Genomic DNA, 23,880 nt, shown 5'->3' on the forward strand with positions numbered 1-23,880 from the left:
GTCCGGTGCTCTTCTGTCTGTCCGCGAACCACCGGAACACCGAGTTCGACGTGCTCGACCGGGTTTCGCGCAGCGCGGACGCCAGCCCCGAGACGATCCTGACGAACCACGACTTCGTCCGCGGCGCGGTCGTGCTCGCCACCTGCAACCGCTTCGAGGCCTACCTCGACATCGACGAGCCGCTCACCGGCGGAGCCGCCCTCGCACGCGAAGCGGTCCTCGACTCCCTGGGCCCGCTCGGCGACGGCGACGTGGACGCGCTGCGCGCCTCGGCCGTGGCCCTGTCGGGCGACGACGTCGTGCGACACCTCTTCGCGGTGAGCTCGGGCCTCGAGTCCATGGTGCTCGGCGAGGACGAGATCACCGGCCAGGTGCAGCGCGCTCTCGCCGCTGCCCGCGCCCGCGGGGCGACCACCCCGCAGCTCGAGCAGGCGTTCCAGCGGGCTGCGCACACCACGCGCGAGGTGCGCGCGACCTCCGACCTCGGCGCCGCCGGTCGCTCGCTCGCCCGCATCGCCCTCGACATGGTCGACTCCCGCGTCACCGACTGGGCCGACGTGCGGGTGCTGCTGGTCGGCACCGGTCAGTACGCCGCGACGACGATCGCCGCCCTGCAGGCGCGGGGCGCGCTCGACATCACGGTGTTCTCGTCGACGGGCCGTGCCGAGCGCTTCGCCGCCCGTTACGGCATCCGCTCGGCTGCAGACCTGCGCACGGCCATGGTCGACGCCGACGTCGTGATGACGTGCACCGCGCGCTACACGGTCACCGCCGACGAGATCCCCGACCACCGGCCGCGCCTGGTCATCGACCTGGGTCTGCCCCGCAACGTCGACCAGGCCGTCGCCGACGTCCCCGGAATCGAGCTGATCGATCTCGAACTCATCGGCCGTCACGCCGCGCTCCCCGAGCTCGGCGGACGCGGCGCCCACGAGGTGGTCGGCTCGCACGCCGCCACGTTCGCGGCCGAGCGGGATGCCGCCCCCGCCGTCGTGGCCGTGCGCGGACACATCCAGACGGCACTCGAGGCCGAGCTCGCCCGGGTGAAGGACGCCGACCCGGGCGCCGACGCCACCCGCGCGGCCCTGCGCCACCTCGCCGGAGTGCTCTCGCACACCCCGTCGGTGCGCGCACGCGAGTTCGCCGCCGCGGGGCGCCTCGACGAGTTCGAGGCGGCGCTCGAGACGGTGTTCGGACTCGAGGTGGCGCGCCGCGCCGCCCAGGACGTCGACATCCCCCGCGCCGCGGGCTGAGCCCGATCCTCCGCTTCTCGCGCCGGGCGGAGGAGATGTCGCCGGCCGGAGGAGACACCCGCACGTACGCGTCCTCCCGTGCGCGATCCGTCCTCCGCCTGCGGCGGCCGGCGGAGGGCACCGTCCGCGGTCAGCTGCGGCTGAGGTCCGCCGGATCGGTCGGCAGCCGGCACGCGAAGTCGCGGCAGTCGTAGGCCGTCGCAGCCCCTCCCTCGGCGACCTTGCCCTCGAGCAGGTCGAAGCCGGCCGCCGCCCACTCCTCCGCCTGCGCGGCGGTGACCTGCACGACCGCGTCGGCCCGGACCTCGGCCAGTGCGGCGTGCATCGCGGTGCCGCTCGCATCCGAGACCACGACCACCTGCCGCGGCGGCCGCGCCAGCGAGGCGGCGACGCGCAGAAGGGTTCCATGACCGAGCGGCTGCGCCACGGCGCTCGGCCCCCAGGCGGAGACCAGTCCCTCTGCGACGCGACGCCAGTCGTCGCCCGCACCCACCTGCCAGAGGGCGAGCGCGGCGGCCGCGATGGACGCGGGACCGCTCGGCTCGTCGGCGTCGGAGGTCCCGGGTGGCGCTTGCACGCCGCCGGCCGCGAGGACCGGATCGTCGCCGGCCGGCGCCCGGAGGCCGCCGGTCGCGTCCAGGCACGCCGCGACGAGCTCGCGAGCACGGGTGGCGAACCGGGCCTCGCCGGTCGCCGCGGCCAGCGCGACGAGCCCCTCGGCCAGCTGCCCGTGGTCGGCGAGGGTTCCGGGAGCAGGCGAGAGCGTGCCATCGAGGGATGCGCGATGCAGCATCCCGTCGGCGTCGACGTTCGCGACGAGGACGGCTTCGGCGGCTCGTCGGGCGGCCTCCACCCAATCGGCACGCGAGAAGCGGATGCCGGCACGGCACAGCGCGCCGATCGCGAGACCGTTCCAGCCGCTGACGACCTTCGCGTCGACGGCCGGCGGCTCCAGCCCCGCGCGGCCGGCGGCGTCGCGGCGATAGTAGCCGCCTTCGTCGCGGGCGCCGTCGATCCAGGACTCGGAGTCCTGGGCCGCACCGAACCCGCCCGTGGCCCGGCGGAGCGTGCCCGTGAGGAACGCGGCGATGCCGGCCGCGACGTGGGCGAGATCGACGCCCGAGCGCGGGCCCGCCGCGGCCGCGACATCGAGCAGCTGGGCGTTGTCGGTCAGCATCCGCTCGTAGTGCGGAACCGTCCAATCCGGTCGGGTGGCGTAGCGGAAGAATCCGCCTTCGACGGCGTCGCGCAGCGGCGAGCGCGACATCGCACCCAGCGCCCGGTCCGCGACCGCTGCTGCGTCGGGCGCCGCATCCGAGACGAGCGGATGCTGCAGGAAGCGCAGGGCCGTCGCGACGGGGAACTTCGGCGCCGCCTCCTGGGGGCCCGCCGACGTCAGCCCGCCGTACCGCGTGTCCTCGTACGCGGCGAGGGCTCGGGCGGCGTCGGCGACCGTGGCGGCGGACGGGGGCCCGGCCTCACCCGGGCCCGCACGAGGCAGCTCGGCCAGCGCGGCGACGACGGCCGATGCCGTGGCGTCGACCTCGGAGCGCCGCGTCGTCCACGCCTCGGTGACGGCGTGCAGCACCTGGGTGAACGAGGGCATACCGCCGCGGGGCTCGGGCGGGAAGTAGGTGCCGGCGAAGAACGGGCGGCCCTCGGGCGTGACGAAGACCGTCAGCGGCCAGCCGAGTCCGCGGGTGAAGGCGGCCGCAGCCGCCATGTAGGCGGCGTCGACGTCGGGGTGCTCTTCGCGGTCCACCTTCACCGCGACGAAGCCGTCGTCGATCACGGCGGCGGTGGCGGCATCCTCGAACGACTCCCGCGCCATGACGTGACACCAATGGCAGGTGGAGTACCCGATCGACACCATGACGGGCACGTCACGGCGTCTCGCCTCGTCGAAAGCCGCTTCACCCCACGGGTGCCACGCCACCGGGTTGGCGGCGTGGGCGCGGAGGTACGGGCTCGTCGACGAGGCGAGACGCTCGTTCACGTCCGGTCGGCTCTCAGTTGACCTCGTCGGGGTGGGCGCTGACGCGACCCGAGCCGTCGGCGATGTTCATGGCGTCGATGCTCGCTACCTCGTCGGCCGACAGCTCGAAGTCGAGCACGTCGAGGTTCTCCTGGAGGCGCTCGCGCTTGACCGACTTGGGGAAGACGATGAAGCCCTTCTGCAGGTGCCAGCGGATGACCACCTGGGCGGGGGTCTTGCCGTGGGCGGTCGCGGCGCCGGCCACCGGCTCCGCACCGAACAGGTCGTACTTGCCCTGGCCGAGGGGTCCCCACGACTCGATGGCCACGCCGTTGGCGGCGGCCCACTCGGTGATGTCGCGCTGCTGATAGGCGGGGTGCAGCTCGATCTGGTTGACCGCCGGGATGACGCCGGTCGCCGCCACGATGCGCTCGAGGTGCGGCACGAGGTGGTTGGAGACGCCGATGCTGCGGGTGAAGCCCGCGGCGCGGATCTCGATCATCTTCTCCCACGCGTGGACGTAGTTGTCGTGTGCGGGGGTCGGCCAGTGCACGAGATACAGGTCGACCTTCTCGAGCCCGAGCCGTTCGAGGCTCTCGGCGATCGCCTGGTGCGGCTCGTCGCCGTCATGCCGGTCGTTCCACAGCTTCGTGGTCACGTAGAGGTCGTCGCGGGGGATGCCGCTGGTGGCGATCGCCGCGCCGACGCCTTCTTCGTTGCCGTAGATGGCGGCGGTGTCGATGTGGCGGTAGCCGAGCTCGAGCGCTTCACTGACCGCGCGCTCGGTGTCGGCGGCGGGCACCTTGAAGACGCCGTAGCCGAGCTGGGGGATGCTGTTGCCGTCGTTGAGGGCGATGGTGGGAATGCTCATCCGTCCAGACTAGGCACTGAGGACCGACCTGCGTCCGGATCCGCCGCGGGCGGGATGCGGGCGGCGGCGGCCGATACGATGGAAGGCTATGTCCGCGCGCGAACCCGTGATCGTCTACCCGCCCGAGCTGCCGGTCAGCGCGGCGCGGAACGAGATCGCCGACGCCATCCGCGACAACCAGGTGGTCATCGTCGCCGGCGCGACCGGCTCGGGCAAGACCACGCAGCTGCCGAAGATCTGCCTCGAGCTCGGCCGCACGCGCATCGCCCATACCCAGCCGCGCCGCATCGCCGCGCGCACGATCGCCGAACGCATCGCCGAGGAGCTCCAGGTCCCGCTGGGCGGCGCCGTCGGGTACAAGGTGCGTTTCACCGACCAGGTGTCGGAAGACACCCGGATCGCCCTCATGACCGACGGCATCCTCCTCAACGAGATCCACCGCGACCGCCTGCTGCGCCGGTACGACACGATCATCGTGGACGAGGCCCACGAGCGCTCGCTCAACGTCGACTTCCTGCTGGGGTACCTCCACCGGATCCTGCCCAAGCGCCCCGACCTCAAAGTCATCATCACCAGCGCGACGATCGACCCCGAGAGCTTCGCCCGTCACTTCGCCGCCCCCGCCTCGGCTCCGACCGGCGACCCCCGTCCCGCTCCCGTCGTCGAAGTGTCAGGACGCACCTACCCGGTCGAGGTCCGCTACCGTCCGGCGGTCGCGGACGGCGCGACATCCGACGATGCGGGAGACGACGTCGACGCGCTCCTCCGCGCGCTCCGCGAACTCGACCGTGAGCCCGCCGGCGACGTCCTGGTCTTCCTGCCGGGCGAGGCCGAGATCCGCGATGCGATGGATGCCGTCCGCGGCATGTACGCGAAGGATGCCGCCCCGACGGAGGTCCTTCCCCTGTACGGACGCCTGAGCGCCGCCGAGCAGCATCGAGTCTTCGAGCGCTCCGCCGTCGCGGGCGTGCGACGACGGGTCATCCTCGCCACCAACGTCGCCGAGACGAGCCTGACCGTCCCCGGCATCCGGTACGTCATCGACGGCGGAACGGCGCGCATCTCGAGATGGTCGTCCCGCAGCAAGATCCAGCGCCTTCCGATCGAGCCGATCTCGCAGGCGTCCGCGCAGCAGCGCTCCGGACGCGCCGGTCGCACCGCTCCGGGAATCGCCATCCGCCTCTACGGCGAGGACGACTTCGCCCGCCGCGACGAGTACACCGAGCCCGAGATCCTGCGCACCAGCCTCGCCTCGGTCATCCTGCAGATGCTCGCACTCGGCTTCGGCGACATCTCCGCCTTCCCCTTCCTCACCCCACCCGACTCGCGCGGCGTCCGCGCCGCGTTCGAGCTGCTCGTCGAACTGGGAGCTGTCGAGACCGCCGTCGCAGGCCGCAGTCCCGAGAAGGATGCCCGGCTGACGAAGATCGGCCGCGACATCGCGCGGCTGCCGATCGACCCGCGCTTCGCCCGCATGCTCATCGAAGCCCAGCGCAGCGGGGTCCAGCGAGAGGTCCTCGCGATCGTCGCGGGGATGTCGATCCAGGACGTGCGCGAGCGCCCGGAGGAGCGGCGCGAGGAAGCCGATCGGTTCCACGCGCGCTTCATCGACCCGACGAGCGACTTCCTGACGCTGCTGCACCTGTGGAACCACCTGCAGGAGAAGCAGGCCGAGCTCGGATCCAGCGCGTTCCGGCGCATGTGCCGGGCCGAGCACCTGAACTACGTCCGTGTCCGCGAGTGGGCCGACGTCCACCGGCAGCTGAGTGCGCTGGTCAAAGCCCCGAAGCACCGCGGCCCGACCGAGGCGGCCGACCCCGACACGGTCCACAAGGCGATCCTCGCGGGGCTCCTCTCGCACATCGGTCTGCGGGACGAGCGCTCGACCACCCCGGCGCGCGGCGCCGACCGCAATAGCGGCCGCGAGAGCCAGCGACGGGGAGCGGAGTACCTCGGCGCGCGGGGCGCGCGCTTCGCGATCTTCCCCGGCTCGGGGCTGCGCAAGAAGCAGCCGAGCGCCGTGATGGCCGCCGAACTGGTCGAGACCAGCCGGCTCTTCGCGCGCACCGTCGCCGCCATCGACCCCGAGTGGGCCGAATCCCTCGCGGGGGATCTCGCCAAGCGCCGGCTGAGCGAACCGCACTGGTCGAAGACCGCGGGTGCGGCATCCGCCTACGAGAAGGTCACCCTCTTCGGCGTCGAGATCGTGCCCAAGCGGCGCGTGCAGCTGGCGCGGTTCGACCGCCCGCTGGCGCGGGAGCTGTTCCTTCGCCACGCGCTGGTCGAGGGCGACTGGGAGACGAGCCACCTCGACAAGCGGCTGACGGCCTTCGAGCGCCGCAACCTCGAGCTGCGGCGGCGTCTCGAGAAGGTCGAGGAGCGGGAGCGTCGACGGGACATCCTCGTCGGCGACGAGGCGGTCTACGCCTTCTACGAGGCGCGCATCCCCCGCGACGTGTACGACGCGCGCTCGTTCGAGGCGTGGTGGAAGGACGCGAGCACGCGCACGCCGAAGCTGCTCGACATGACCGAGGCCGACCTCGTCGACGACGCGTCGCGCGGTGACGAGCGCGACTTCCCGGCGCGCTGGCGCCAGGGCGATCAGGTCCTCTCGCTCGCGTACCGCTTCGAGCCGGGCGCCGAAGACGACGGCGTGACGGTCGTCGTCCCCCTCGCCCTGCTCGCGCAGCTGCGCCCCGACGGATTCGACTGGCAGGTGCCCGGCATGCGCCACGACCTGATCGCCGGCCTGCTGCGCTCGCTGCCGAAGTCGATCCGCCGCAGTGTCGTCCCCGCCGCCGACTGGGCGGCGAAGTTCGCCGACGAACTCCGCGACGCCGGACCCGAATCCCACGAGGGGATGCCGCCGGCCACGCTTCGCGATGCGCTGGCCGCTCGGATCCAGCGCATCGCGAATCAGCCGGTGACGGCCGCGGACTTCGACCTCGAGCGCGTGCCGGGTCACCTGCGGATGTCGTTCCGCGCGGTGGACGCCCGCGGGCGCCCCGCCGGCAGCGACCGCGAGCTGGCGGTGCTCCAGCAGCGGCTCGCCGACCGCGCGCGGCAATCCGTCGCGACCTCGATCGAGCGTTCCGCGGGCCGCGGCGGCGAAGCGAACGGACCGCGCCGCGGGCCCGCGGCACCGGCCGGTGCAGGCTCACCGTCGGGCGCGGCATCCGGCTTCGCCGAACGCACGGGGCTGACGGCGTGGTCGTTCGGCGACCTGCCCGAGGTCGTCGACACGCGGGTGGCCGGCGGCGTCGTGCGCGGCTACCCGGCCACGGTCGACGCGGGCGACACCGTGGACATCCGGATCGATTCCACCGCCGAGTCCGCCGCGGCCGCGACGCGCGCGGGCGTCCGCCGTCTGCTCCTGCTGGCGATCCCCTCCCCCGCCCCGTACGTCCTCGACCACCTCACCAGCGCCGAGAAGCTCGCCCTGGCGTCGTCGCCGTACTCCTCGGCGAAGGCCCTCATCGAGGACGCACGGCTCGCCGTGGCCGACGCCGTCCTCGACCGCGTCGCACCCGGCGGCGTCCGCACCTCCGCCGCCTTCGACGGCGCGCGCGACGCGTTCTCGACGGTCGTGGTGGACGAGCTGTTCCAGACGGTGTCGTTGGCCGCCCGCATCCTCACCCTCGCCCGGGACGTCGAGCGGGCGATGCGCACCCAGAACTCGCTCACGCTTCTCGGCGCCCTCGGCGACGTGAAGGCGCAGGTCGCGGGGCTGGTGCCCAACGGCTTCGTCTCGCGGACGGGCACGGCGCGCCTCGCGCACCTGCCGCGCTACCTGCAGGGAGCCCTCGAACGCGTCCGGGGTCTCGCCGACAACGCCGGTCGCGACCGCCAGCGCATGAGCGAGTACGAACGCGCCTACGCCGCCTACGCGGAGGCGGGCGGCACCATCCCGCTCGCCGACGCGGCGACGCCCGCGCTCGCACGCACCCGCTGGCTGCTCGAGGAGTATCGCATCAGCCTGTTCGCCCAGCACCTCGGCACGGCCGAACCGGTGTCGCCGCAGCGGATCAACAAGGCGCTGCGGGAATAGCCCGGCGCATCGGCGTCGTTCGCCCCGGTATGAGCTCCGCGATCGTCTACACCGCCTTCGGCGACCCCGGCGTCCTGCGCCTGGTCGACATCGACACCCCCGCGCCGGGTCCGGGACAGCTCGGAATCCGCGTCGAAGCAGCCGGCGTCAACCCCATCGACGCCAAACTCCGTTCCGGCCTGCGCCCTTCCGGACCCATCGCCGAGCCGCGGCGCGTCGGAGCCGACGGAGCGGGTGTCGTCACCGCGATCGGCGACGGCGTCGAGGGGTTCCGCCCGGGCGACGCCGTCGTGTTCTTCGGTGGCGCGGGCGCGTACGCCTCCGACGTCGTCCTGCCCGCCGACCGCGTGCTCCCGCGCCCACCGGGTGTCGACGCCGCCACGGGCGCGGCGATCGGCATCCCCGTCAGCACCGCCTATCAAGCGCTGCGATCCCTCGCCGTCGGCCCGGGCGACACGCTCCTCCTGCACGCCGGATCCGGTGCCGTCGGCCAGGCGGCCGTCCAGTTCGCGGTGCTGTGGGGCGCGCGGGTGATCGCCACCGCCTCCCCCGCGCGCGCCGCCCGTGTCGCACAGCTCGGCGCCGAGCCCGTCGCGTACGGCGCGGGGCTGACCGAGCGCGTGCGCGAGATCGCCCCCGACATCACCGTCGCCCTCGACGCCGCCGGTACCGACGAGGCTCTTCAGACCTCCCTCGACCTGGTCGCCGACCGCGACCGTATCGCGACGCTGGTCAGGGGCAAGGATGCCGCGGGCCTCGGCATCCGCGCGTTCAGCGGTGGCAGCCCGGTGCCCTTGTCCGCGCGAGCGCAGGCCTGGCGGGCCGAGGCGATCCCGGTGACGCTCGCCCTGCTGGCGGCCGGCCGCTTCGATGTCGAGCTCGGGCCCGCGCTGCCCCTGGCCGAGGCGGCCGAGGCGCACCGGCGGGTGGAGGCCGGCGTCGCCGGCAAGATCACCCTGACGCCCTGACGCCCGCTGATCTGTCGACGAGGGCTTGCTCACCGCGCCGGCCCGCAACAGTTCGACATACGATCACGGTCGATCCGGCCCCCGGTCCGAGAATGGACCCATGCCCGAGTCTCCGCGCGCCTTCGCCACGGCGCAGGTTCAGGCCGGGTTCGACCCCGGCGTCGCCGAGAACACCGCCGTGCCGCCCATCCACCAGTCGAACGCGTTCGAGTTCGCGTCGCTCAGCGAGGCGCGCGACCTGTTCGCGCTGCGCCGCGAGGGCAACATCTACAGCCGCGCCGCCAACCCCACCGTCCTGGTGTTCGAGCGTCGCGTCGCCGCGCTCGAGGGCGGCGTCGCCGCCGCCGGCGTCGCCTCGGGGCAGGCGGCCGTGGCCGTCGCCCTTCTCGCGCTGGCCAAGAGCGGCGAGCACATCGTCGCCGCCCGCCAGCTCTACGGCGGCACGGTCGACCTGCTGGCCGACACCTTCGCCGACTGGGGCATCGACGTGACCTTCGTCGACCAGGACGACCTGACCGCGTGGGCCGACGCGATCCGCCCGACCACCCGGGCCCTGTTCGCCGAGTCGGTGACGAACCCGATCGCGCAGGTCCTCGACATGCGTCCGGTCGCCGACATCGCCCACGCCGCCGGGGTCCCCCTCGTCATCGATGCCACCGTCGCGACCCCGTACCTGCAGCGCGCCAAGGATCACGGCGCCGACATCGTCGTGCACTCGGCCACCAAGTTCCTGGGCGGGCACGGCACCTCGCTCGGCGGCGTCGTCGTCGACCTCGGCACGTTCGACTTCGGTGCCGAACCGGCCCGCTGGCCGCAGCTGACCGAGCCCTACACCCGCGTGCACGGGGGCAGCCTGCTCGACCGCTGCGCCGAGACCGGCTCGGCCTACATCACGCTGGTCAAGACCAAGTACGTGCACGATCTCGGCCCGTCGCTCTCGGCGTTCAACGCCTTCCAGCTGCTGCAGGGCATCGAGACCCTCGACCTGCGGATGGGACGGCACGCCGCCAACGCGCTCGAGGTCGCCCGCTTCCTCGACACCCACCCCGCCGTCGCGCGCGTGCACCATCCGGGGCTCGCCACCAGCCCGTGGAACGACCTCGCGACGCGGTACCTCCCGCGCGGCGCCGGCTCGGTCTTCTCGTTCGATCTGCCGACCACGGGCGACGACGAGTCGGACTTCGCCCGCGTCGAGTCCTTCATCGCCCGACTGCGGGTGGTGCGCCTGGTCGCGAACATCGGCGACGCCCGCAGCCTCGTCGCCCACCCGGCATCCATGACGCACAGCCACATGTCGGCGGCGCAGCTGGCCGAGGCGGGCATCTCGTGGACCACGGTGCGCCTGTCGATCGGTCTCGAGGACGCCGCCGACGTCATCGCCGACCTCGGCGACGCGCTCGCGACGCTGACGCCTCTCGAGAAGGCGCCGGCCGCTCAGCCCGCGCTGATCAGCGCTCGGTAGAACTTCACGCCCCGTTCCCACACCGACACGCGGATGCGCTCGTCGTGCGCGTGCAGCGCATCGCGCTCGGGCCGCGTGAGGTGGAAGGGCGTGAATCGGTAGACGTGGTCGCTGATGGCGCAGAACCATCGGCTGTCGCTCGCCCCGAGCTGCAGGTACGGCGTCGTGACGATCTCGCCGCCGAGGCCGTCGCGCACCGCCGCCGCGACACGGCGCCATGCGGGTCCGGTCCACGGCGAGACCGGCGACGGCTCCGAGGCATGCCGCACCTCGACCGCCACGCGCTCGTCGGCAACGACGCGGCGGATGCGTGCCGTCGCCGCCGCGACGCTCTCACCGGTCAGCAGCCGCACGTTCACGGAGGCCCGCGCGGTGGTGGCCATCACGTTCTCGCCCGCCGCGCCCTGCAGCTGCGTGACCACCGCGGTCGTGCGCACCGTCGCGTTGAGCTCGGGGCCGAGTCGCGCGAGGACGGTGGCGACCAGGGGTCCCGTGACCGCCAGCGAGCGCAGCAGTGTCCGCAGCGGCTGCGGCGCGTGCGGGGCGAGGGTGGTGAGCATGGCACGCACCGGCGGCACCAGGCGAGGGCGGAACGGATGCCGCCGCAGGCGGTCGATCGCGCGGGCAAGCCGCGCCGTGGCGGGCATCGCGGGCGGCGTCGAGGCGTGCCCGCCGCTCTCGCGCACGATCAGCTCGAGCGTCATGACCCCGCGCTCGGCGACACCGACCATCGCGGTGGGCACGCCCACGCCGGGGACGACGCCGTCGACCACCGCGCCGCCCTCGTCGAGCACGAGCCCGGGACGCACGCCCCGGTCCGCGAGGGCCGCGACGAGTGCCCGGGCGCCGTCGCCCGCGGTCTCCTCGTTGTGCCCGAACGCCAGGTACACGTCCGCCGCGGGCGTGAACCCCTCGATCACGAGCGACTCCACCGCCTCGAGGATGGCCGCGAGCGCGCCCTTGTCGTCGATCGCCCCCCGCGCGTGGATCTCGGCGTCCTCGCCCGATCCGACGATGCGCGCCTCGAAAGGCGGATGCCGCCACTCCGAGTCGACGACCGGTACGACGTCCAGGTGCGCCATGAGCACGAGCGGTGCGTCCGCCGAGGCGCCCGGCCATCGCATGAGCACGGAATGCCCCGCCACGATCTCGCGTTCGAGCGCGGCGTGCAGCGCGGGGTACATCCGCTGCATCGCCTCGCGGAGCTCGGCGAAGCGCGCCCAGTCGGTGAGGGATTCGTCGACGTGCGAGACGGTGGGGATCCGCAGCAGCTCGCGGAAGCGGTCGACGGGCGTGCTCATTCCCCGAGCGTAGCCATGGCGGTTCGGCGTGCGCCGCTACGCTCGGAGGATGACCGGAATCAGATGGGGCATCCTCGGCCCCGGCGGTATCGCCCATGCGTTCGCGAGCGACCTGCGCACGGCGGGCCTGGAGCTGGCGGCCGTCGGGTCGCGGCGGCGCGCGTCGGCCGAGGCGTTCGCAGCCGAGTTCGGCGCGGCGCGCGCGCACGGCGCGTACGAGGAGCTCGTGGCCGATCCCGACGTCGACATCGTCTACATCGCCACTCCGCACCCGATGCACGCCGACAACGCCGTCCTCGCCCTCGAAGCGGGCAAGCACGTCCTCGTCGAGAAGCCGTTCACCCTGACCGGCCCCGAGGCCGACCGCGTGCGCGATGTGGCGCGGGAGCGCGGACTGCTGGCGATGGAGGCCATGTGGACCCGGTACCTGCCGCACATGATCCGGATCCGCGAGATCATCGCCGCCGGCACCCTCGGTGAGATCCGTGCCGTCATGGCCGACCACACGCAGCGGATCTCGAGCGACCCGAGTCACCGCCTGAACGACCTCGCGCTGGGCGGCGGGGCGCTCCTGGACCTCGGGATCTACCCCGTCTCGTTCGCCCACGACATCCTGGGCGCACCGGTGTCCCTCACCGCCGCGGGGCGGCTGGGCGAGACCGGCGCCGACACCGAGGTCGCGACGATCATGACCCACGCCTCCGGTGCGCTGTCCACCTCGCTGTCGGCATCGCGGTCGGCCGGGCCCAACAGCGCGCACATCGTCGGCACCGAGGCCCGCATCGACATCGACCGCGTCTGGTACACCCCGACGACCTTCCGGGTGAGCGCACCGGACGGCACGGTGCTCGAGGAGTACCGCTCCGAGGTCGCCGGTCGCGGCATGCAGTATCAGGCGATCGCGGCCGAGGCTGCCATCACCGGCGGACGGCTCGACAGCGACCTGCTGCCGCTGGACGAGTCGGTCGCGATCATGCACGTCCTCGACGACATCCGCTCGCGGATCGGCGTCGCCTACCCCGGAGAACGCTGATGCCCGATCTGCAGAACCCCCGCGTCGCGGTCTACCTCGACTTCGACAACATCGTGATGAGCTGGTACGACCGTGTGCACGGCAAGAGCTCGTACATGCGCGACCGGCAGAAGATGCCCGATGCGGAGTTCGCTGACCAGCTCGCGGCCGCGCGCGTGGACGTCGGCGCGATCATCGACTACGCCGCGTCGTTCGGCACCCTCGTGCTCACCCGCGCCTACGCCGACTGGTCCTCCCCCGTCAACGCGAAGTACCGCGACCAGCTGGTGGCCCGCGCCGTCGACCTCGTGCAGCTGTTCCCGGCGGCCGCATACGCCAAGAACGGCGCCGACATCCGCCTGGCCGTCGACGCGGTCGAGGACATGTTCCGTCTCCCCGACCTCACCCACGTCGTGATCGTCGCCGGCGACAGCGACTACGTCCCGCTCGCGCAGCGCTGCAAGCGGCTCGGCCGCGTGGTGGTCGGCGTCGGCGTCGCCGGTTCCACCGCCAAGTCGCTCGCCGCGGCGTGTGACCAGTTCGACTCCTACGACTCTCTGCCGGGGGTGAGCGTCCCGCAGACCGAGAAGCCCGCGACGGATGCCGCGACGCGGCGCACCCGCAAGACCAAGACGACCGCCGACCCCGAAGGCGATCTGCTCGAGCGGGCGCTCCGACTCGAGAGCGAGCGCACCGACGACGAGTGGGTGCACGCCTCCGCCCTGAAGAGCCTGCTCAAGCGGATGGACCCCTCCTTCAGCGAGAAGTCCCTCGGGCACCGCAGCTTCACCGATTACATCGCCGCCCACCCCGCGATCGCCGATCTCAAGGAGGAGGGCAACGTGCGCCTGGTGAGACTGGCCGCCGAACGCGCCTGATCGTCTTCGCCGGGCCTCGCGGTACAGTGTGCTCGTGGCACGCCGAGGAGTCCCGCCTGGCTCGCAGTCCTCTCTGCGAGAGGCCAACCGCGCCCGCGTGGTGGACTCGCTGAAGCGGCACGGCCGTCTCACGCAGGTCGAGCTGGCCGGCAGCACCGGGCTGTCGCCGGCGACGGTGTCGAACATCGTCAAGGAGCTCACCGCCACGGGCATCCTGCACACCTCGATGACCTCGCGCAGCGGCCGGCGGGCGACGCTCGTGTCGCTCGCGCGTCAGCTGGGGCTCGTCGCCGGGGTCCATTTCAGCTCGCGCCACCTGCGGATAGCGATCGCGGACGCCACCCGCACGATCGTGTCGCAGTCGGCACTCCCTCTCGCCCTCGACCACCGCGCCGACGCCGAGCTGGAACGACTCACCCTGCTGCTCAGCGACATGATGGACTCCCTCGGCGGCAGCGTGAGCGATCTCCTGGCCGTCGGACTGGCCGTTCCGGCGCCGGTCGACCCCCGGACCGGCATGGTCTCGGCCACGGGGCTGCTGCGCGGCTGGGAGGGCATCGACATCGCCGAGAGCCTGACGCTGCGCATCGGCAGGCCCGTGTACGTCGACAGCGAGGCGAACCTCGGGGGCCTCGCCGAGGCGCGCGAGGGCAGCGCCCGCGACGCCGCGTCGGCGGTGTACATCCGCGTGGGCCACACCATCAGCGCGGGCCTGGTCGTCGGCGGCGACCTCTTCCGCGGCGTCAACGGCAAGGCGGGGCAGGTCGGTCACGTCACGATCGACGAGAACGGCCCCATCTGCCGCTGCAGCAACCGGGGGTGCCTCGAGACGTACGCCGGCGCGCCGGCGCTGCTGTCGCTGTTCCCTCCGGGCGAGGGCATGCAGCGTCTGAGCGACCTGCTGAGCGCAGCCGAAGCCGGCGACGGCAGCGCGCGGCGGGTGATCGCCGACGCCGGCCGGCACATCGGCATCGCCGCGGCGAGCGTGTGCAACCTGTTCGACCCCGAGCTCATCGTCGTCGGCGGCGAACTGGCCGAGGCGGGCGAGATCCTCATGGCCCCCATGCGCCACTCGCTCGAGCGCACCGCCCTGTCATCGAGCGCCGGTCTGCCCGAGATCGTCGGTTCGTCCTTCGCCGAGTGGGCCGAAGTGCGCGGGGCGATCGCGATCGCCCTCGACCACGTGTCCGTCGACGCCGGCGCCGGCGCCGTCCCCATCACCGCCTGACCGGATGCGTCGCCCGCACCCGTCGCGTCGTCGCGGCATCCGCTCGCTTCTGCTCGGCGTCGCGGTGCTGTGCGCCGGAACGGGACTCGCCGGGTGCGACGCCTCGGGCTCGGGCGCCTCCGACGGCACGATCGCCTTCCTGCTGCCCGATGTGAAGACCGCGCGGTACGAGACCTTCGACCGGCCGTTCTTCGAGGCGCGCGTGGCCGAGCTCGGCGACTACGACGTGCTGTACTCCAATGCCGATCAGGATGCCGCCGAGCAGCAGCGTCAGGCCGAGTCGGCCCTGGCTGCCGGAACCGATGTGCTCGTCCTCGACCCCGTCGACGCGCGCGCGGCCGTGAGCATCGTCGCGGCGGCGAACGCGCAGGGGGTTCCGGTTGTGTCGTACGACCGCCTCATCGCCGGCGGCGACCTGGCGTACTACGTCTCCTTCGACAACGAGAAGGTCGGCGTGCTGCAGGCGACCGCGTTCGTCTCGGCCGTCGAGGCGGCTGCGGGGCCCGATGCCGGTGTCATCCTCGTCCACGGCTCCCCCACCGACAGCAACGCCGCGCTCTTCCGCGAGGGCGCCCGCGGCGTGATCGACGACTCGGGCCTGCGCATCCTCGCCGAGTACAGCACACCCGACTGGAGCCCCGACAAGGCGCAGGACTGGGTGGCGGGACAGCTGGCCCAGTTCGGCGACGAGATCGCCGGCGTGTACGCGGCCAACGACGGCACCGCCAGCGGAGCGGTCGCCGCGCTGAAGGCCGCCAACGTGTCGCCCTGGCCGGTCGTGACGGGGCAGGACGCCGAGCTCTCGGCGATCCAGCGCCTCCTCACCGGCGATCAGCACATGACCGTCTACAAGGCCATCAAGCCGCAGGCCGAGCTCGCGGCAGAGGTCGCCGTCGCCCTCCTCAACGGCGACGAGGTCACCGCCCCGCTCGAGGTCGACGGCACGCCCGCGACGCTTCTCGACCCCGTGCCGGTCACCGTCGACGACATCGCCGAGACGGTGGTCGCCGACGGGTTCTGGAGCATCGACGACATCTGCACGAGCGACTACGCCGCCGCCTGCGCCGCCGCCGGACTCGACTGATAGCCTGCCGCGGTGACGAAGCAGTCGGAGGCACCGGGCCGCGGGCGGCGCACACGCGAGCGCGTGCTGACCATGCGCGGGATCGGCAAGCGCTTCGGCGCCGTCAAGGCGCTCACCGACGTGGACTTCTGGGTGAACGAGGGCGAGGTCGTCGCGCTCGTCGGCGACAACGGCGCGGGCAAGTCCACGCTCGTGAAGGTGCTCTCTGGGGTCCACCCTCCGGATGCCGGGATCATCGAGTTCGACGGCGAGACCGTCGAGATCGCCGACCCCGCCGACGCGCAGGAGCTGGGGATCGCGACCGTCTTCCAGGACCTCGCACTGTGCGACAACCTCGACGTGGTCGCGAACCTGTGGCTCGGACAGGAGCTGCTGTCGTCGGGTCGCCTGGACGAGGTCGAGATGGAGGAGCGCACCTGGATGCTGCTGCGCGAGCTGTCGGCCAAGGTGCCGTCGGTGCGCATCCCGGTGGCGTCCCTCTCGGGCGGGCAGCGGCAGACGGTGGCGATCGCGCGATCGCTCGTCGGCGACCCGCGCGTGGTCATCCTCGACGAGCCGACCGCCGCGCTCGGAGTGGCCCAGACCGCTGAGGTGCTCGGCCTCATCGAACGGCTCCGCGAACGGGGCCACGGCGTCGTCCTCATCAGCCACAACATGGCCGACGTCATGGCCGTGGCCGATCGTGTCGTCGTGCTGCGGCTCGGACGCAACAACGGGGTGTTCAACGTCGTCGACGTGACCAGCGAGACGCTCATCTCCGCCATCACCGGAGCGATCGACCACGGCGCCGCCGCACGGGCGCGAGACGCGGCGCTGCGCGAGGCAGAGGCTGCTCGCACAGCCGGCGGCTCGGTCATCCCCATGACCGGCCCCCGTCGCGCGGGCGCGTCGCGGACGGACGACGCGTGAGCCGCGACGGCGACCTGGGGCGACTCGACGACGACGCCGACGACGGTCTGCTGTCCTCGTCGGGTCTGCGGCGGGCTGCGGCGGCCTTCGTGGAGCGCGTGCGCGGCGGCGACCTCGGCTCGCTGCCCGTCATCGTCGGGCTCGTGCTCATCTGGACGGTGTTCCAGGCGATGAACCCCGTCTTCCTCTCGAGCACGAACCTGGTGAACCTCACCATGCAGTGCGCGGCCATCGGCACGATCGCGCTCGGCATCGTGCTGGTGCTGCTGGTCGGCGAGATCGATCTGTCCGTCGGGTCGGTGTCAGGGCTCGCCGCCGCAGTGCTCGCCGTGACCTTCGTGCAGCTCCAGTGGCATCCGATCCTCGCCCTTCTCGCTGCGGTCGCCGCGGGCGCCCTGGTCGGTCTCGTCTACGGATTCCTCTACACGCGCTTCGGGCTCCCGAGCTTCGTGATCACGCTCGCCGGCCTCCTCGGATTCCTGGGGCTGCAGCTGTGGGTGCTGGGCGACACCGGCTCGATCAACCTGCCGTTCGACTCGTTCATCGTGCAGTTCGCGCAGCAGATGTTCCTGCCCGCGTGGGCCTCCTACGTCCTGGCCGTCGCCGCCGCCGCGGGGTATGCGTGGGCACGGGTCCTGCGTGCTCGTCGACGGGCCGCCGCCAACTTGATGAGCCAGAGCTACGCCGAGATCGCCGCGCGCTCGACCGTCCTGCTCGTCTTCCTCACAGCGTCGGCCTGGTACCTGAACCTCTCCCGCGGCGTCGGCGTGATGTTCCTGTTCTTCCTCGCACTGGTGGTGGTGATGAACATCGCCCTCACCCGCACCCGGTGGGGTCGGGCGGTCTACGCCGTGGGCGGTTCGGTCGAGGCGACGCGACGCGCCGGCATCCGGGTCGACCGCATCTTCGTCTCGGTCTTCGTCCTGTGCTCCACTCTGGCCGCCGTGGGCGGCATCCTCGCCGCCGCCCGCCTGGCAGCAGCGAATCAGAGCTCGGGCGCCGCCGACACCAACCTCAATGCCATCGCCGCCGCCGTGATCGGCGGCGCGAGCCTGTTCGGCGGGCGCGGCACAGCCTTCTCCGCCCTGCTCGGGATCGTCGTCATCCAGTCGATCTCGTCAGGTCTGACGCTGATGAACCTGGATTCGTCGGTTCGGTACATGGTCACCGGTGTCGTGCTGGTGCTGGCCGTCATCGTCGACTCGATGTCCCGGCGGACCCGGGCGGCGACCGGCCGCGCCTGATCCGGAACACAAGTCGTGAACACTTGCGCATAGTGCTTACTTGCAGGTTATTCCGGCGCGCATCTTGAAGCATTCTGAGAACTCACAGCGTTCTCGCGTTCGGCTTATTCGTCCGCCGCACCGCGTTGCCAAAGCGTTACGTTCAAGTCTTGACGCCAAGGCCGGATGCTTGGATGCTTGACCCAGCGCGATGCGATCACTGTGGACAGCGCTCGAACCTTCAACGATGAAAGGCGAATGATGAAGAAGAACTCTCTGCTCGCCGCGGTCGCCCTCACCGGCGCCGCTGCATTCCTGCTCGCCGGCTGTGCCGGCTCGGCAGGCACGGGCACCCCCACCGACGGCGGCACCGCCGAGGGCGACGGCGAGACCGCCGGCCGCGCCTGCGTGATCCTGCCCGACGCGGCATCCTCTCCCCGCTGGGAGAACTTCGACCGCAAGTACCTCCAGGAGGGTCTGGAGGGCGCCGGCTTCGAGGTCGACATCCAGAACGCTCAGGGCGACGTCAACAAGTACTCCACGATCGCCGACCAGCAGCTCACCCAGGGCTGCGGCGTCATGCTGCTGGTGGACTACCAGGGCGCGGCCGAAGCGGTCGCGACGAAGGCCAAGAACGAGGGCATCCCCGTCATCGCCTACGACCGCCCGTTCGCCGGCGCCGACTACTACGTCTCGTTCGACAACGTCGAGGTCGGCCGGCTCGAGGGCCAGACCGTCCTGGACGGCCTCGAGGCCGCAGGCAAGGACCCCGCCGAGGCCGTGGTCGTCTACATGGGCGGCGACCCGACCGACGGCAACGCCGCGATGTTCAAGCAGGGTGCCGTGGAGGTCATGGAAGCGGCGGGCATCAGCCCGGCGGCCGAGCCTCCGGGGGTGTGGGACCAGGCGAAGTCGCAGACCAACTTCGAGCAGGCCCTGACCTCGCTCGACGGCGCGGTCGACGGGGTGTGGGTGGCCAACGACACCAACGCCGCCGGCGTCATCAAGGTGCTGCAGGACAACAACCTCGAAGGCGTCGCGGTCTCGGGCCAGGACGCCAACGTCGCGGGCCTGCAGAACATCCTGCTCGGCTGGCAGACCGCCACCGTCTACAAGCCGGTCGCCGATGAGGCCGCCGCGGCCGTCGAGACCGCGGTGGCACTGCTCAACGGCGAAGAGCCGGCGACGGACGCCGAGCTCGAGGACGGCACGCCCTACATTCAGGTCACGCCGATCCTGGTCGGCCCGGAGCAGGTCAAGGACGTCATCGCCGCCGGCGACGCCGCCTACGACGAGGTGTGCACCGACGAGGTCATGGCCGCGTGCGAGGAGTACGGGGTCACCCCGTAACACCTCCTCCCGAGGACGCCCCGCCCTTCGGGGCGGGGCGTCCTCCACCCGTGTCGACCACCATCGCGAGGAAGCGAGCATGTCAACAGCGACTGCACAAGAGCCGATCATCGAACTCATCGGCGTCAGGAAATCATTCGGCCCGGTCACCGTCCTGAAGGGCGTCGACCTCAAGGTCCGCCCCGGAAAGGTCACCGCACTCGTCGGCGACAACGGTGCGGGCAAGTCCACGCTCATCAAGGGTCTCGCCGGCGTCCAGCCGTACGACAGCGGCGAGGTCCGCATCGACGGCGAGCACCGCGACCTCACCACGCCGCGCGAGGCGGCGGGCCTCGGCATCGAGGTGGTCTATCAAGACCTCGCGCTGTGCGACAACCTCGACATCGTCCAGAACATGTTCCTCGGTCGCGAGGAGCTGTCGGCGGGCACGTTCGACGAGGGGCGCATGGAGAAGGACGCCTCCGACACCCTGCGCTCGCTGTCGGTGCGCACGGTGAAGTCGGTCCGCCAGAAGGTCTCCAGCCTGTCCGGCGGGCAGCGCCAGACGGTCGCCATCGCCCGCGCCGTGCTGAAGAAGGCCCGTGTCGTCATCCTCGACGAGCCGACGGCGGCCCTCGGTGTCGCCCAGACCGAGCAGGTGCTGAACCTCGTCACGCGGCTCGCCGAGCAGGGCGTGGCGGTGGTCCTCATCAGTCACAACCTCGCCGACGTGTTCGCCGTCGCCGACGACATCGCAGTGCTCTACCTCGGCCAGATGGTCGCGCAGATCCCGACCTCGTCGACGACCCGCGACGACGTGGTCGGCTACATCACCGGCACCAAGACCCCGTCCGGGGTCGTCATCGAGGACACCTCGACCATCCGCACCGAGGGAGGCGCACTATGAGCAGCAACGCGACCCGGACCGAGGCGGCGCCCGATCCCGTCGCGAGCGACCTCATCGGCAGCGGCGTCGAAGGCGGTCTGGTCGATCAGATCCGCGCGTGGTGGCAGCGCGTGCGCAGCGGCGACATGGGCGCACTCCCCGCCATCGGCGGTCTCGTCGTGCTCAGCCTGCTGTTCTCGGTGCTCAGCCCGTTCTTCCTCACCGAGCGGAACTTCGCGAACCTGCTGAATCAGGCCGCGACGCTGGTGGTCCTCGGCATGGCGCTCGTGTTCGTGCTGCTCCTGGGCGAGATCGACCTGTCCGCCGGCGTCACCGGCGGCGTGGGCATGGCGCTGTTCGTCGTGCTCAACGCGCAGTTCGGCATCGCGTGGCCGCTGGCCCTCCTCCTCGGGTTCGGGTTCGGCTTCCTCATCGGCGCGCTCATAGGCTTCTTCGTCGCGAGGGTCGGCATCCCGTCGTTCGTCGTCACGTTGGGTCTGTTCCTCGGTCTCCAGGGGCTGGCGCTGGTCATCATCGGTCCGGGAGGCCTGTTCCGGGTCGAGGTGCCCGAGCTCATCGCGCTGCAGAACGGCAACCTGCCCGTCTGGGGAGGCTGGCTCATGCTCGCGATCATGCTCGCGGTCTCGGCCGGCACGTCCTTCTGGGACCGCGCGCGGCGCACCCGCGCCGGCGTGCCCAACCGCGCGATCTCGCTGGTGTTCATCAAACTCGCCGTCATCGCCGTCATCGGCGGCGCCGTGGTGTTCATCCTCAACCAGGACCGCGGCCAGTCGGTCAACGCGGTGCAGGGCGTGCCGAACGTCGTGCCGATCGTGCTGGTGATCCTGTGGATCGGCACGTTCGCTCTGGACCGCACGAAGTTCGGTCGCTACATCTACGCGATCGGCGGCAACGCCGAAGCGGCGCGGCGATCCGGCGTGAAGGTCCGCTGGATCAAGTGGTGGGCGTTCGTCATCTGCTCGAGTCTGGCGGTCTTCTCGGCACTGCTCAGCGTCTCGCGGGTCGGATCGGTCGATGCCACCGTCGGCCGGGACATCGTGCTGAGCGGTGTCGCCGCCGCTGTCGTCGGCGGGGTGAGCCTCTTCGGCGGGCGCGGCCGGCTGATCCACGCGGCCATCGGTGCCCTCGTGATCGCGGTCATCACCAACGGCCTGGGTCTGCTGAACCTGCCGGCGGGCATCAACCTGCTCGTCACCGGCGGCGTGCTGATCCTCGCGGCCACGGTCGATGCGCTGTCGCGGCTGCGCTCGGGCGGCGGTTCGAGAACCTAGCCGCACATCGACGCGCGGACGGCGCGGGACCGGCTCGGCCGGGCCCGCGCCGTCCGCCGTTTCCGCATGAGAGGTCGATGAGGTGTCATGGCGTATTCTGCCGGAAGTGAGTCCGGTTTCAGCGCAGCAGGTCTCGGAGCGCGCGGATGTCGTCCGCCTCGGCGGGTGACTTGTCGGGGCGGTAGCCCTTGACCCGCGCGAAGCGGAGAGCGACGCCTCCCGGGTAGCGCGTCGATCGCTGGACGCCGTCGATCGCGATCTCGACCACGGTCTCGGGTCGCACGTGGACGGCGTACGCGGTGCGGTGCGTCTCGATCTCGGGGAAGTGCGCCGTCTGCCAGCGGAGCAGATCGTCGGTGAGGCCCTTGAAGGTCTTCCCGACCATCACGAATCCACCGGCAGGACCGAACTCCCCCGCCGCGTCGCGGGCGCCCAGGTGCAGGTTCGACAGCATGCCGGTGCGCCGTCCCGAGCCCGGCTCGACCGCCAGCACGACGAGGTCGAAGGTCAGCACCGGTTTGACCTTCAACCACGACGACCCCCGGCGACCGGCGGCATAGAGCGAGTCGACGCTCTTGACCATCACCCCCTCGTGCCCGGCGGCGAGCGCCTCGCGCGAAAGCGCTTCGGCCTGATCGGGGTCGTCGGTGACGATTCCCGGCACCATGCGATCGCCGACCAGGCCCGCGAGCACCTCGCGCCGGACGCTGAGCGGCTCGTCGATGAGGTCGCGACCGTCGGCGTGCAGCACATCGAAGAACCACGGGCGCAGCACCACCGCAGCCGCGGTGTCCGACCCGAACCGCGCCATCGTGTCCTGGAACGGGCGAGGGCCGCCGTCCTCGTCGAGGGCGAGCGTCTCGCCGTCGAGGATCACCGGGTCGGCCGCCAGGGCGCGCACCGCCTCGACGATCTCGGGCACGCGGTGGGTGATGTCGGCGAGACTGCGCGTGTACACGCTCACGTCGTCGCCCCGGCGGTGCACCTGGATCCGCGCACCGTCGAGCTTGTACTCCACCGCCGCGGCGACGCCGAGCGTGCGCACCGCGTCTGCCGCCGATCCCGCGGTCGAGGCGAGCATGGGCAGCACCGGCGTGCCGACCTCGAGCCCCACCGCGGCGAGCTCGTCGGCGGTCCCCGTGAGCGCGAGCGCGGCCGTCCGGCCGAGGTCGCCCGACAGCATCGCGGCCCGTCTCACGACGGCGGCGGGTCGGTCGGCGGCGGCGGCCACGGCGTCGAGCACGACGCCCTCGAGAGCGCCGGTGCGCAGCTCGCCGAGCATCACTCGGGTGAGCAGCTCCCACTCCGCCGCCGTCGAGCGTGCCGCGAGCGCCTCGAGCTCGTTCCGTCGCACGCCCGCGGACCCGGCGCCCGAAGCCTCGGCGAGACGGGTGAGTGCGGCATCCACATCGAGGATCGTCAGAGCGGATGCCGCCGCGTGCGCGGTCTCGACGCTGCCCAGCCCGCGCCAGCCGACTCCGAGCCGGCCCTGTCGAAGTTTGGCGAGCAGCAGACCGACGGCGACCGGGATCTCGGGCGGTGTCATCGCGCCCAGGAGGGCCGCGAGCGCCTCGACCTTGCCGCGGCGCGCGCGGGTGGCGGCGACCTCCTCGGTCGCCCGCAGCAGGTCGGCGAGCATCATGACCGCATCCTCCTCCGGGGCTCCGACACCGGCCTCGTGCACCACAGCGCCCAGGCCACCAGGACCGGCTGGAGCAGCAGGCGGACGAACCGCGCGCGGTCGGTGCGCATGAGGGGTGCGTCCCGGCGGGTGCGCCACTGGTGGACGTTGCCCGGGAAGACGGCGACGAAGAAGCCCGCGACGACCGCGCCGACCCGCGCGCGGTCGCCGGGCAGCACCGCCAGCGCGGCGGCGAGCATGAATTCGACCGCCCCCGAGGCCACGACGATCATATCCTTGTCTGTGCGCAGCATCCGCGTGGCCCAGTCCGGCACGACGATGCGGTAGCCGCGGCGTCCCCAGGTCAGGTGGCTCGCCCCGGCCACACCCAGCAGGGCGACGAGCGCCCAGCGGGCGATCGTCTGCGGAATCGTCCCTGCGCGTCTGGTGCGCTGTCGTCGGCCGCTTCTCATCCCTCGAGCATGCCTCACCGCGCACCCCGCTCGGCCCGTCGCCGGGCGATACTCTCGTCCCAGCCCT

At 72.1% G+C, this 23,880-nt stretch carries 18 protein-coding genes; 13 read left to right on the top strand and 5 right to left on the bottom strand.

What is annotated here, in order from left to right:
* Positions 1–5: 5 nt before the first annotated feature.
* Positions 6–1,253, top strand: coding sequence for a glutamyl-tRNA reductase (locus Q9S36_RS07910; RefSeq protein WP_311284648.1), 1,248 nt, complete (start codon positions 6–8; stop codon positions 1,251–1,253).
* A gap of 130 nt (positions 1,254–1,383) precedes the next feature.
* Here Q9S36_RS07910 and Q9S36_RS07915 read toward each other — a convergent pair whose 3' ends face one another.
* Together Q9S36_RS07915 and Q9S36_RS07920 are read right to left on the bottom strand one after the other, a co-directional pair.
* Positions 1,384–3,249 (bottom strand): DUF255 domain-containing protein, encoded by a 1,866-nt coding sequence (locus Q9S36_RS07915; protein WP_311284649.1) that lies wholly within the window; start codon positions 3,247–3,249, stop codon positions 1,384–1,386.
* A gap of 13 nt (positions 3,250–3,262) precedes the next feature.
* Entirely contained in the window at positions 3,263–4,099 is an 837-nt protein-coding gene (locus tag Q9S36_RS07920; RefSeq protein ID WP_311284650.1) for an aldo/keto reductase, read from the bottom strand.
* A gap of 88 nt (positions 4,100–4,187) precedes the next feature.
* Here Q9S36_RS07920 and hrpA point away from each other — a divergent pair, with 88 nt between their 5' ends.
* The 3 genes from hrpA to Q9S36_RS07935 all read left to right on the top strand — a co-directional run bounded on the left by hrpA (position 4,188) and on the right by Q9S36_RS07935 (position 10,577).
* A complete protein-coding gene (gene hrpA, locus Q9S36_RS07925) occupies positions 4,188–8,147 on the top strand; it encodes an ATP-dependent RNA helicase HrpA (protein WP_311284651.1) in 3,960 nt (1,319 codons plus the stop codon).
* A 29-nt stretch (positions 8,148–8,176) separates the two neighbouring features.
* Positions 8,177–9,115: an NADP-dependent oxidoreductase gene (locus Q9S36_RS07930; protein WP_311284652.1), complete on the top strand. Its 939-nt coding sequence runs from the start codon at positions 8,177–8,179 to the stop codon at positions 9,113–9,115.
* Between the two features lie 100 nt (positions 9,116–9,215).
* Complete coding sequence (locus tag Q9S36_RS07935; RefSeq protein WP_311284653.1) at positions 9,216–10,577, top strand: aminotransferase class V-fold PLP-dependent enzyme; 1,362 nt, start codon at positions 9,216–9,218, stop codon at positions 10,575–10,577.
* On the opposite strand, the gene Q9S36_RS07940 is transcribed toward Q9S36_RS07935, so the two are convergent.
* Positions 10,550–11,878, bottom strand: a complete 1,329-nt coding sequence (locus Q9S36_RS07940) for a M20/M25/M40 family metallo-hydrolase (protein ID WP_311284654.1) — start codon at positions 11,876–11,878, stop codon at positions 10,550–10,552. The genes Q9S36_RS07935 and Q9S36_RS07940 overlap by 28 nt on opposite strands.
* Before the next feature lie 49 nt (positions 11,879–11,927).
* Between Q9S36_RS07940 and Q9S36_RS07945 the strand changes: the two genes are divergently transcribed.
* From Q9S36_RS07945 to Q9S36_RS07985, 9 genes are all read left to right on the top strand, one after another.
* Positions 11,928–12,911, top strand: a complete 984-nt coding sequence (locus Q9S36_RS07945; protein WP_311284655.1) for a Gfo/Idh/MocA family oxidoreductase — start codon at positions 11,928–11,930, stop codon at positions 12,909–12,911.
* Entirely contained in the window at positions 12,911–13,768 is an 858-nt protein-coding gene (locus Q9S36_RS07950) for an NYN domain-containing protein (protein ID WP_251450530.1), read from the top strand. The genes Q9S36_RS07945 and Q9S36_RS07950 overlap by 1 nt, the downstream gene beginning before the upstream one ends.
* Positions 13,769–13,802: 34 nt before the next feature.
* On the top strand, positions 13,803–14,996 hold the full coding sequence (locus Q9S36_RS07955; protein WP_251450532.1) for an ROK family transcriptional regulator: 1,194 nt from the start codon (positions 13,803–13,805) through the stop codon (positions 14,994–14,996).
* A gap of 4 nt (positions 14,997–15,000) precedes the next feature.
* Entirely contained in the window at positions 15,001–16,080 is a 1,080-nt protein-coding gene (locus tag Q9S36_RS07960) for a substrate-binding domain-containing protein (RefSeq protein ID WP_311284656.1), read from the top strand.
* A gap of 72 nt (positions 16,081–16,152) precedes the next feature.
* Complete coding sequence (locus Q9S36_RS07965; protein WP_311285066.1) at positions 16,153–16,989, top strand: ATP-binding cassette domain-containing protein; 837 nt, start codon at positions 16,153–16,155, stop codon at positions 16,987–16,989.
* 47 nt (positions 16,990–17,036) lie between these two features.
* Positions 17,037–18,233: an ABC transporter permease subunit gene (locus Q9S36_RS07970; RefSeq protein WP_311285067.1), complete on the top strand. Its 1,197-nt coding sequence runs from the start codon at positions 17,037–17,039 to the stop codon at positions 18,231–18,233.
* A 240-nt stretch (positions 18,234–18,473) separates the two neighbouring features.
* Positions 18,474–19,562, top strand: coding sequence for a sugar ABC transporter substrate-binding protein (locus Q9S36_RS07975; RefSeq protein ID WP_251450536.1), 1,089 nt, complete (start codon positions 18,474–18,476; stop codon positions 19,560–19,562).
* 79 nt (positions 19,563–19,641) lie between these two features.
* Complete coding sequence (locus Q9S36_RS07980; RefSeq protein WP_311284657.1) at positions 19,642–20,448, top strand: ATP-binding cassette domain-containing protein; 807 nt, start codon at positions 19,642–19,644, stop codon at positions 20,446–20,448.
* Positions 20,445–21,719 (top strand): sugar ABC transporter permease, encoded by a 1,275-nt coding sequence (locus Q9S36_RS07985; protein WP_251450540.1) that lies wholly within the window; start codon positions 20,445–20,447, stop codon positions 21,717–21,719. Before Q9S36_RS07980 ends, Q9S36_RS07985 begins: the two co-directional genes overlap by 4 nt.
* Before the next feature lie 118 nt (positions 21,720–21,837).
* Here Q9S36_RS07985 and Q9S36_RS07990 read toward each other — a convergent pair whose 3' ends face one another.
* Together Q9S36_RS07990 and Q9S36_RS07995 are read right to left on the bottom strand one after the other, a co-directional pair.
* Positions 21,838–23,361, bottom strand: a complete 1,524-nt coding sequence (locus tag Q9S36_RS07990) for an ATP-dependent DNA ligase (protein ID WP_311284658.1) — start codon at positions 23,359–23,361, stop codon at positions 21,838–21,840.
* Positions 23,358–23,813, bottom strand: coding sequence for a hypothetical protein (locus Q9S36_RS07995; RefSeq protein ID WP_311284659.1), 456 nt, complete (start codon positions 23,811–23,813; stop codon positions 23,358–23,360). The genes Q9S36_RS07990 and Q9S36_RS07995 overlap by 4 nt, the downstream gene beginning before the upstream one ends.
* Between the last annotated feature and the right edge of the window lie 67 nt (positions 23,814–23,880).

It is taken from the genome of Microbacterium sp. ARD31 (assembly GCF_031844425.1).